The sequence below is a fragment of the Natribacillus halophilus genome (assembly GCF_900100185.1).
Taxonomy (GTDB): domain Bacteria; phylum Bacillota; class Bacilli; order Bacillales; family Marinococcaceae; genus Natribacillus; species Natribacillus halophilus.
The window spans coordinates 1-9,332 of record NZ_FNEN01000035.1 but is presented as its reverse complement, the minus strand read 5'-3'; the positions used below and the strand labels follow the sequence as shown (position 1 = coordinate 9,332).

General features: G+C 38.5%; 7 protein-coding genes and 1 pseudogene. 7 read left to right on the top strand and 1 reads right to left on the bottom strand.

The window, feature by feature from the left end; genetic code table 11:
• Nucleotides 1–399 precede the first annotated feature (399 nt).
• Nucleotides 400–792: an OmpA family protein gene (locus BLS58_RS16885; protein ID WP_090400285.1), complete on the bottom strand. Its 393-nt coding sequence runs from the start codon at nucleotides 790–792 to the stop codon at nucleotides 400–402.
• Between the two features lie 269 nt (nucleotides 793–1,061).
• Here BLS58_RS16885 and cas3 point away from each other — a divergent pair.
• The 7 genes and pseudogenes from cas3 to cas2 all read left to right on the top strand — a co-directional run bounded on the left by cas3 (nucleotide 1,062) and on the right by cas2 (nucleotide 9,189).
• Nucleotides 1,062–3,493 (top strand): annotated as a pseudogene (gene cas3 / locus BLS58_RS16880) (CRISPR-associated helicase Cas3').
• 258 nt (nucleotides 3,494–3,751) lie between these two features.
• Nucleotides 3,752–4,465: a type I-C CRISPR-associated protein Cas5c gene (gene cas5c, locus BLS58_RS16875; RefSeq protein ID WP_090400283.1), complete on the top strand. Its 714-nt coding sequence runs from the start codon at nucleotides 3,752–3,754 to the stop codon at nucleotides 4,463–4,465.
• 4 nt (nucleotides 4,466–4,469) lie between these two features.
• Entirely contained in the window at nucleotides 4,470–6,359 is a 1,890-nt protein-coding gene (gene cas8c, locus BLS58_RS16870) for a type I-C CRISPR-associated protein Cas8c/Csd1 (RefSeq protein WP_090400280.1), read from the top strand.
• Between the two features lies 1 nt (nucleotide 6,360).
• Nucleotides 6,361–7,212 (top strand): type I-C CRISPR-associated protein Cas7/Csd2, encoded by an 852-nt coding sequence (gene cas7c / locus BLS58_RS16865; protein WP_090400278.1) that lies wholly within the window; start codon nucleotides 6,361–6,363, stop codon nucleotides 7,210–7,212.
• Nucleotides 7,202–7,858 carry a CRISPR-associated protein Cas4 gene (cas4, locus tag BLS58_RS16860; RefSeq protein WP_090400276.1) on the top strand — a complete coding sequence of 219 codons (657 nt, stop codon included), beginning with the start codon at nucleotides 7,202–7,204 and terminating at the stop codon, nucleotides 7,856–7,858. The genes cas7c and cas4 overlap by 11 nt, the downstream gene beginning before the upstream one ends.
• A complete protein-coding gene (gene cas1c, locus BLS58_RS16855) occupies nucleotides 7,855–8,886 on the top strand; it encodes a type I-C CRISPR-associated endonuclease Cas1c (protein WP_090400274.1) in 1,032 nt (343 codons plus the stop codon). Before cas4 ends, cas1c begins: the two co-directional genes overlap by 4 nt.
• 12 nt (nucleotides 8,887–8,898) lie before the next feature.
• Nucleotides 8,899–9,189: a CRISPR-associated endonuclease Cas2 gene (gene cas2, locus BLS58_RS16850; protein WP_090400272.1), complete on the top strand. Its 291-nt coding sequence runs from the start codon at nucleotides 8,899–8,901 to the stop codon at nucleotides 9,187–9,189.
• The last annotated feature ends 143 nt before the right edge of the window (nucleotides 9,190–9,332 follow it).

Sequence of the window (9,332 nt, the reverse complement as noted above, 5' to 3'; positions counted from 1 at the left end):
CCCAGTAAGAAAGCATAGCCGCCCCCACCACATGGATACGCCGGACGAAGGAATGTGTGGATCATCACCATCCAGGGATATATGGGAGGTTAAGCGACCATGTATGAAGTGGGCGAATGCAAGCGCACAGTTATCCTAATTTTTTCCAACCCCTAGGGGTTGGATGAGAGGACGGACTCCTTAATGGAATATCATTCCTTCAATTGAAATATATTCATCAAGTGAGAAGCGCACTCTGGTGCTGGTAGATCCTAATGGCATGAAAATCTGAGAAATCAAGAGCATATGGAAGAATATCTAATTACAAAGAGGGAGAGGGGTTTTATGGCAGTTATCTTTCGTCGTTAAATCCGAAAACAGCCGAGTGCAGCAAAATACTGCACTCGGTCTTAAGTGTTGTTAATTCTCCTCGTTCTCATCAGGGTTAATCACAATCTCCACCCGGCGGTTCTCCATGCGTTCGGCTTCTTCATCATCTGCTTCGGTTTCAAGCGGTTCGGTTTCACCATAGCCGAATGTTTCAAACTGTAAATCACTCGTATCGCTGTTTTCTTCTATATAATCCAGCACCGATTCCGCTCTTTCTTCGGAAAGCTCCATGTTATAATCCTCATCACCGACATTATCGGTATGTCCATTGATGTGAATGATCGTGTCGTCGGGAAGTTGATCAAATTCATCGATAAGCTCATCGATCGTTTCCTCGGCATCAGATTTCAATTCGCTTTCATCAAAATCAAAAAGAATATCATTGGGAACCTGTGTGCTCACCTCGTCTTCTTCCATTGTCATATCGGTTTCTTCAGGGGGGCAAGTTCAGGGATGTCCAGATCAATTCTTTTCTGAATAAAAGGATTGCCGTCATCATCGCTTTCCACGAGATCACCTTCCAGATTTTCACCTTAAGAAAAAATTTAAAAGAACTTATATTCGCTGACGGAACTTGACAGGGGTGGGTGGTATACTAAGCATGTAATTCAAAGCACAAAGGGGGGTTATGATTTTAAAAATATAGTGCAAATGATAAAATAGGCCTAGAAAATTTTACGAGGGGGTTAGCAATGGTTTATATTGCTCATATTCGAGAAAGTGATAAACAGATTCAAACAGTAGAGGAACATTTAATAGGCGTTCAATTATTAGCCCAGAAGCAATTGGAGATAAAATAGGGGTTAAACATATAGCAGGATTAGCAGGGATGCTGCATGACCTTGGTAAATACAGCCTGGAGTTTAGAAATTATATCATTGCGGCAATAGAAAACCCTGACAACCCACCTAAAAGAGGGAGCGTGGATCATGCTACCGCAGGTGGAAAATTGTTATATGATTTCTTTCATACAACGAATATCACAAGAAACAAGGGATTACTGGCTGAAGTCGTTGGGAATGCCATTATCTCTCATCACTCATATCTTCATGATTTTATAGATCCGAATTTGGAATCAAAATACCTGAATAGAGTTCGGGACAAAGAATTACCGGAATTCAATAATTCTGTTGAATATTTTTTCAAAAATATCATGAATGAGCAGAAATTCCATCAATATGTTGAAAATGCAGCAGAAGAACTTGGAAACTTTTTAACAAAAGAACCACAAGAAAACAGTGAAAAAGTGCTCATGTATTTAACAAAATACATATTCAGTGCACTTATTGATGCTGATCGGACCAACACCAGGCAGTATGAAGAAAATCAGACAGAAGAAATCGAGATCGATAGCAAAAAACTTTTCACTGAGTATAATGAGAAGCTAACAAACAAACTAAATTCATTTAAAATGTCTGAGAATGCCAAGCAGCCTATTAATATTTTAAGATCGGATATGTCAGACCAATGCCAAGACTTTGCGAGCAAGCCTTCCGGGATTTATACTTTATCGATACCTACCGGGGGAGGAAAAACGTTAGCCAGCCTTCGGTATGCACTCAATCACTCGCTTTTGCACGATAAAAAAAGAATTATTTACGTTGTTCCGTTTACTACAATCATAGAACAAAATGCAGCAGATGTAAGGGGGATTTTAGCCGATAATGAAAGGATTTTAGAACATCATTCCAATGTGATCGAAGACGAAAGTGACGACGATGAATCACAAGATGGAAGAATAAACACACAACAAAAATTAAAGTTGGCCAAAGATAACTGGGATGTTCCGATTATTTTCACAACCATGGTACAGTTTTTGAATGTTTTTTATGCGAAAGGCACTCGAAATATTCGTCGTCTTCATAATTTAACCGAATCAGTCATCATTTTCGATGAAGTTCAAAAAGTACCGACGAAATGTGTGTCGCTATTTAACGAGGCGCTGAATTTTCTAAAACTACATGGCAAATCAAGTATGTTGCTTTGCACGGCAACACAACCTACATTAAATTTTGTGGAAAGAAAATTGGAAATTGATACAGATGCTGAGATCATCGATAATCTGGATGAAGTTAACGATGCATTTAAGCGAGTAGAGATTATTGATGAAGCAACAGATTCCACTATGAACAATGATGGATTAGCAGAATTTATCAAGGAAAAATCCTTAGAATCCAAAAGTATCTTAGTTGTATTAAATACAAAAACAGTGGTCAAAAGACTATATGAATCTCTTGATCAAAGCTTAAATGACAAAACACACATTTATCACCTGAGCACATCGATGTGCGCTGCTCATCGGAACAATATTTTGAAAGAAATTAAATACCAATTGAAAGAAGGAGAAAGTGTCATCTGTTTAAGCACCCAACTTATTGAAGCGGGTGTGGATATAAGTTTTGATAGTGTTATTCGTTCAATGGCGGGATTGGATTCAATTGCCCAAGCGGCTGGGCGTTGTAACCGCCATGGTGAAGCTGACTTACAACATGTATATGTCATTGACCACGAGGAAGAAAATCTCAAGCATTTAAAAGAAATTTCTGAAGGAAAGAAGATCACTAGAAACATATTAAAAGATCTCCGACGACAAACTGATAGCCATGGAGGAAGCATCCTTTCACATAAGGCTATGGAAAGATACTTTGAAGAGTTTTATTCCACGTTTGAAGTTGACTTAGACTACTTTATCCCAAAATTAGAACAAAATATGATTACGCTTTTAACGGCTTCAAAACGTGAGTATGTTTATGTAGAGGCATATAAACAGAAATATCAGGGGTCTCTCCCTTTATTTCTAGCTAATAGCTATAGAACGGCAGCGGAGAATTTTCAGGTGATCGATAATAAAACCACTTCTGTGATCGTTCCTTATCAAGCAGGGGAAGATATAATTGCTGAACTAAATGGCAGCATAAGGATTGATGATCTCAACAAGTTAATGCGGAAAGCTCAACATTATACAGTAAATCTCTATACGCATGAAATAGATGCATTAAACCGAAATAATGCAATCGTGTCATTATTCGATGATAAAATATTGGCGTTAAATGAAAATGCATACAATGATGAGTATGGTTTAGACTTGGAAGTGGAAAGCGGCGGGGGATTTTATCATGTTTAAAACCTATCTTTATATTAAAGATAGGTTCCAAATAAAATAATGAATATTTCAATCCACGCTAAAGGTAGCGAATTAATATCAGTATATCAGAAAGCATATTTATAGATAAGTTCATTCAATATTTCATTTGACTTTAATTAAACCGTTGTTGTATTATAAATGTATAATATTTCAAAAAATAAAAGGGGGTAAAGATCTACTTCAATGCTGAAGGACTACATGCTTATTTAGGAGAAAATTCATAAGGAGGTGTTTAGAGTGAGAAATGCCATAGAATTCGAGGTGTTTGGAGATTATGCTTTGTTTACCGATCCACTGACCAAATTAGGCGGAGAAAAACTATCCTACCAAGTGCCAACATATCAAGCATTGAAAGGAATCACCGAGAGTATTTATTGGAAACCGACGATAATTATGATCGTTGATGAGCTTCGCGTAATGAAACCGATTCAAATGGAATCGAAAGGAATTCGTCCGATTGAGTATGGTGGGGGAAATACACTTGCAAATTATACGTACTTAAAAGATGTACATTATCAAGTGAGGGCTCACTTTGAGTTCAACATGAATCGTCCGGATATGGCTTTTGACCGTAACGAAGGGAAGCACTACAGCATTATGCACCGCTCGTTAAAAGCAGGGGGTAGACGTGATATTTTCCTTGGAACTAGGGAATGCCAGGGATATGTAGAACCGCGCACGTTTGGTGAAGGTGAAAGTTTTTATGATGATTATGAAGGTGAACTACATCTAGGTCCTATGGTTCATGGGGTCAATTATCCGGATGAAACAGGCAGGGATCAAATGGAAGTCCGCCTTTGGAATCCTGTCATGAAAAAAGGTCTTATTACATTCCCCCGACCTGAAGAATGTTCACAGGTTCGAACGATTGCGGGCATGGAACCAAAGGCTTTTAATGAAACGAACGTGGAATCTGCAGATGCTCTCCTGACAAATTTAGAGAGGGGGTGAAACGATGAGTTGGTTATTGGAATTGTACCAAACCTATGAGAACAATCTTCAAGAAGTTGGAAAAGTAGCAAAGAAGCGAAATGATCAAGAATATACATTGCTGCCGATCTCCCATACAACTCAAACGGCTCACATCGAAGTGAATATTACGGAAGAGGGGGATTTTCATTCGGCAAATGCCGTTGACAAAAAAGACGGGAGTACGCTAATTCCTTCAACTGAATCTTCGTCGAGCAGGGCAGGATCAAAAATAGCACCTTATCCACTGCATGATAAATTAAGCTATGTCGCGGGAGATTACATGATTTATGGCGGAGAAGAAAAAAAGAAAAAACAATTCGAAGCGTATATTGAACAACTAGGCGATTGGGTAGCATCACCTTATAGCCATGAAAAAGTTAAAACTATCTATACGTATCTCCAAAAAAAACAATTGATCCAGGATCTTATTAAAGAAAATGTCCTCGTTACTGATTCCTATGGTTATTTGATTCATAAGTGGGAAAAAAAGCACAAGGAAGAATATGGCGATAAACCGCAGATTTTTTCTGTGATAGGCGGATCGGTGGACAGTGCTTTTGTGCGTTTCAATGTTTATTCTACGGAACGAAGGCTCGATAAGGCTTGGAATGACCAAACAATGTACGATTCATTTGTTGATTTTTATCGGACATTGTTACAGGAAGAAGACATTTGTTTTGTTACTGGGAAAATGGAACCAACCACGGAGAGTCACACGAATAAGATCCGACACCCAGGAGATAAGGCGAAGTTGATTTCTGCAAATGATAGTAGTGGATTTACTTATAGGGGTCGATTTCGGAGTGGAGATGAAGCTGCAACCATTAGTTATGATGTCTCCCAAAAAGCTCATAATGCACTTAAGTGGCTAATTCATCGACAGGGGAAAATCATCGACCAACGAGTATTTCTTGTTTGGGGAAATGATACGGTAACAGTACCAGAACCTGAAATTGATACGTTTGATATACATCCCGAAGCTGTTCAAAATGCTAAAAAGATAGCAAATACACAAGAGGTTTTTGCCAAAGAAGTAGCGAAAGCGTTCGACGGGTATAAAAGCGATCTATCAAATCGCTCTAATGTCAATATATTAATTTTGGATTCTGCGACAACAGGTCGATTAGCTGTTCTCTATTACAGAAATATGAATAAAGAATTGTATTTAGATCGACTGAAAAATTGGCATTCTACATGTCTTTGGTTGCATCGTTATCGTAAGAATACAGAGAATGAATTCATCGAGTTTTATGGTGCTCCTTCCACGAGGGATATTGCTGTTGCAGCCTATGGTTCAAGAGCAAACGACAAACTAATTAAAGGACTCATGGAACGAATGATTCCATGTATTGTAGATGAAAGAAAAATCCCTCAAGACATTTCGAGAAGCTTGTTTCATCGAGCGTCTAATCCTGTTTCAATGGAAAGATGGGAATGGGAAAAAACGCTGAGTATTGCCTGTGCGATCATTAATAGACAGGAGGGATATAGTGTGGCATTGAATCATGAAACCAACAACCGTGACTACTTATTTGGTAGGTTACTGGCCATTGCCGATGTCTTGGAGCGTAGAGCGTTAGGATCTGAAGAAACACGTTCGAGTAACGCTATTCGTTATATGAATTCGTTCTCAAAACACCCGGCCAGAACATGGAAAACCATTCAAGAAAGCCTGCAACCATACCAAGCACGTTTGGGAACAAAAGCCGGTTACCTTTCCAGTATGATTGATGAGGTGGCATCAAGAATCGATATAGAAGATTTTAATGATAAACCTTTATCTGGGAAATATTTACTAGGATTTTATAGTCAAAGGCATGAACTCTATCAAAAAAAGAGTAATAATCAATCAAAGGAAAGTGAGGAAGAGTAATATGTCAACACTCGACCACAAAATTGATTTCGCAGTCGTATTATCCGTAACAAAGGCTAATCCGAACGGAGACCCGTTAAACGGCAATCGACCAAGACAGAACTATGATGGGCATGGGGAAATCTCAGACGTAGCTATAAAGAGGAAAATAAGGAATCGGCTCCAAGATGCTGGAGAGTCCATTTTTGTTCAATCGGATGACCGGAAGACAGATGGATATAAAAGCTTGAAAGAGCGTGCTGATTCAAACCCTGAACTAGAGAAGATTCTCAAGCCGAAAAACAAGGACGCAGGTGACTTTCATGACATCGCTTGCCAGGAGTGGCTAGATGTACGAAGTTTTGGACAAGTTTTTGCATTCAAAGGTACCGAAATTTCAGTAGGAGTTCGTGGTCCGGTCGCCATTCATACAGCGACAAGTGTAGATCCGATTGATATCGCGAGCGTACAAATTACGAAGAGTGTGAACTCAGTGACCAGCGATTCCAGAAGTTCTGATACGATGGGGATGAAACACCGCGTGGATTATGGACTCTACGTCTTCAAAGGAAGTATTAACACACAATTAGCAGAAAAGACAGGTTTTACAAACGAAGATGCTGAAAAAATCAAGCAAGCTTTGGTCACTTTATTTGAAAATGATAGCTCTTCTGCTCGGCCTGAAGGAAGTATTGAAGTGCATAACGTGTACTGGTGGGAACATCAATCAAAACTTGGACAGTATTCTTCCGCTAAAGTTCATCAGTCATTGGACATTAAACCAAAAGCTGAAGATCCCAAATGCTTTGAAGATTATTCGGTAGAATTGCATGAACTAGACAATCTTGCCGTTGAGGTTATCGATGGGCAATAGTGAAGAAAACTATCTCATGTTGTCTGGCATTCAGCATTTTCAATTCTGTAAACGTCAGTGGGCACTCATCCATATAGAGCAGCAATGGGAAGAAAATGTTAAAACCATAGAAGGGCAGCATCTACATCAAAAAGCAAATGAACCGTTTATTCGAGAAAAAAGAGGTAACAAACTTATAGTACGCGCGATGCCTGTTAAATCAGAAGAACTAAAAATCAATGGTGTTTGTGACGTAGTTGAATTTGTTGAGGACACTGACGGAGTGGAAATCAATGGGGGACAGGGTAAGTATAAAGCTTACCCTGTTGAATATAAAAGAGGAAAGCCGAAACAGGACGCCGCAGATGTATTGCAATTAACGGCCCAGGCCATGTGCCTCGAAGAAATGTTGCTTTGTGAGATTCATCAAGCCTATCTATACTATAATGAAATAAGACGCAGAGTAGACGTACCTATAACTTCTGAAAGCAGAAATAATGTAAAAGCTATCACTGCAGAAATGCACCAATATTATAAAAGGAGACATACCCCTCAAGTGAAAACTGGAACGTTTTGTAATAGTTGCTCCCTCCAGGATGTGTGCATGCCTAAGTTAATGAATAGACGTTCTGTTAAACGTTACATTGAAGGGAAAATCAAGGAATGAAAAAGCTTCTGAATACATTATTTGTGACTCAGCCTAACGTTTATTTATCATTGGATGGCGACAATGTTGTTCTACTAAAAGAACAGGAAAAATTAGGAAGATTGCCCCTTCATAATTTGGAATCTGTTATTAGTTTTGGATATACTGGAGCGAGTCCTGCGCTAATGGGATATTGTGCTGACCGAAACATTTCATTAGTTTTTTTAACCATGAATGGACGTTTTCTGGCAAGAGTAATTGGTGAAAGTAAGGGGAATGTCGTACTTAGGAAAACGCAATATCAAATTTCCGAAGATGAAATTACAGCATCGAAAATTGCGAGAAATTTTATTGCAGGAAAGATCTATAACAATAAATGGATTATTGAAAGAATGACAAGGGATTATCCATTACGCGTGGATGTCAGTATGTTTAAAGAAATTTCTCAACAACTTTCTACAATTATTGATGAGACAAGGGTTTGCGAAGATCTAGATAGTCTAAGAGGCTGGGAAGGTCAGGCAGCCGTTAACTACAATAAAATATTTGACCAAATGATCCTGCAACAAAAAGAAGATTTTTATTTTTATTCTCGATCACGAAGGCCTCCGCTGGATTATGTCAATGCAATGTTATCTCTTTCTTATACGCTGCTTGCCAATGATGTAACATCTGCTTTGGAAGCTGTTGGTTTGGATGCTTATGTTGGATTCTTACACCGAGACCGACCGGGAAGAGCGTCGTTGGCTTTAGATGTAATGGAAGAACTTCGGGGTGTTTATGCAGACAAATTTGTCCTATCGTTGATTAACCGAAAAATCGTCAATAAAGATGATTTTTTAAAGAAAGAAAATGGAGCAGTCATTATGACTGATGAGGCCAGGAAGAAATTTCTATCCGCTTGGCAAAATAAGAAACAAGAAAAAATAACACATCCATTTCTCGGTGAAAAAATTTCATGGGGCTTAGTTCCTCACGCTCAAGCATTATTACTTGCTCGTTATTTGAGGAAAGATTTAGATGAGTATCCTCCATTCTTATGGAAGTAGGTGCATACGCCAATGCTTGTGTTAATCACTTATGACGTGAATACAGTTAGTGGCGGTGGTACGAAAAGACTTCGAAAAGTTTCAAAAGCATGCCAAAACTATGGACAGAGAGTTCAAAATTCCGTGTTTGAATGTGTTGTAGATGCTTCTCAATTTGCTTCTCTAAAAATAGAACTCGCAGATATTATCGATGAAGAAAAGGATAGCCTTAGATTTTATCAATTGGGAAACAATTATAGAAATAGGGTAGAACATATTGGGACAAACGAATCGATAAACATGGATGATCCACTTATCTTTTAGTGCGAACGTGAAGATCCCATAAAATTTCAAGCTTGTTCGCACCAAAAACTGAAGTACCATCTTCAGTATTTGTGGCATATAGCATTTAATTAGATTTTCTAGGTTATTTTCGGTGTATTTTTCATAGTATAATAAAACTAATG

Excerpts from the sequence above, each read along its gene's own strand:
- BLS58_RS16885 (WP_090400285.1), bottom strand. The coding sequence starts at position 792 with ATGACAATGGAAGAAGACGAGGTGAGCACACAGGTTCCCAATGATATT.
- cas8c (WP_090400280.1), top strand. The coding sequence starts at position 4,470 with ATGAGTTGGTTATTGGAATTGTACCAAACCTATGAGAACAATCTTCAA.
- cas7c (WP_090400278.1), top strand. The coding sequence starts at position 6,361 with ATGTCAACACTCGACCACAAAATTGATTTCGCAGTCGTATTATCCGTA.
- cas4 (WP_090400276.1), top strand. The coding sequence starts at position 7,202 with ATGGGCAATAGTGAAGAAAACTATCTCATGTTGTCTGGCATTCAGCAT.
- cas1c (WP_090400274.1), top strand. The coding sequence starts at position 7,855 with ATGAAAAAGCTTCTGAATACATTATTTGTGACTCAGCCTAACGTTTAT.
- cas2 (WP_090400272.1), top strand. The coding sequence starts at position 8,899 with ATGCTTGTGTTAATCACTTATGACGTGAATACAGTTAGTGGCGGTGGT.